Source organism: Vibrio splendidus 12E03 (assembly GCF_000272105.2).
GTDB classification, from domain to species: domain Bacteria; phylum Pseudomonadota; class Gammaproteobacteria; order Enterobacterales; family Vibrionaceae; genus Vibrio; species Vibrio splendidus_I.
In genome coordinates this window covers 1-1,155 of sequence record NZ_AJZD02000339.1, presented here as the reverse complement: position 1 = coordinate 1,155, position 1,155 = coordinate 1, and the positions used below count along the sequence as shown (strand labels likewise).

1 rRNA gene is annotated in these 1,155 nt (G+C 53.2%); it reads right to left on the bottom strand.

Annotated elements, in window-relative coordinates:
• Nucleotides 1-10: 10 nt before the first annotated feature.
• Nucleotides 11-1,155, bottom strand: a 16S ribosomal RNA gene (locus tag A142_RS22025); the annotation flags it as partial.

Here is a 1,155-nt window from a genome sequence, read left to right as displayed (position 1 = left end):
TATCTTCGTATAAGGAGGTGATCCAGCCCCAGGTTCCCCTAGGGCTACCTTGTTACGACTTCACCCCAGTCATGAACCACAAAGTGGTGAGCGTCCTCCCCGAAAGGTTAAACTACCCACTTCTTTTGCAGCCCACTCCCATGGTGTGACGGGCGGTGTGTACAAGGCCCGGGAACGTATTCACCGTAGCATTCTGATCTACGATTACTAGCGATTCCGACTTCATGGAGTCGAGTTGCAGACTCCAATCCGGACTACGACGCACTTTTTGGGATTCGCTCACTATCGCTAGCTTGCTGCCCTCTGTATGCGCCATTGTAGCACGTGTGTAGCCCTACTCGTAAGGGCCATGATGACTTGACGTCGTCCCCACCTTCCTCCGGTTTATCACCGGCAGTCTCCCTGGAGTTCCCGACATTACTCGCTGGCAAACAAGGATAAGGGTTGCGCTCGTTGCGGGACTTAACCCAACATTTCACAACACGAGCTGACGACAGCCATGCAGCACCTGTCTCAGAGCTCCCGAAGGCACACCTGCGTCTCCGCTGGCTTCTCTGGATGTCAAGAGTAGGTAAGGTTCTTCGCGTTGCATCGAATTAAACCACATGCTCCACCGCTTGTGCGGGCCCCCGTCAATTCATTTGAGTTTTAATCTTGCGACCGTACTCCCCAGGCGGTCTACTTAACGCGTTAGCTCCGAAAGCCACGGCTCAAGGCCACAACCTCCAAGTAGACATCGTTTACGGCGTGGACTACCAGGGTATCTAATCCTGTTTGCTCCCCACGCTTTCGCATCTGAGTGTCAGTATCTGTCCAGGGGGCCGCCTTCGCCACTGGTATTCCTTCAGATCTCTACGCATTTCACCGCTACACCTGAAATTCTACCCCCCTCTACAGTACTCTAGTTCACCAGTTTCAAATGCAGTTCCGAGGTTGAGCCCCGGGCTTTCACATCTGACTTAATGAACCACCTGCATGCGCTTTACGCCCAGTAATTCCGATTAACGCTCGCACCCTCCGTATTACCGCGGCTGCTGGCACGGAGTTAGCCGGTGCTTCTTCTGTTGCTAACGTCAAGAGATAGCGCTATTAACGCTACCCCCTTCCTCACAACTGAAAGTACTTTACAACCCGAAGGCCTTCTTCATACACGCG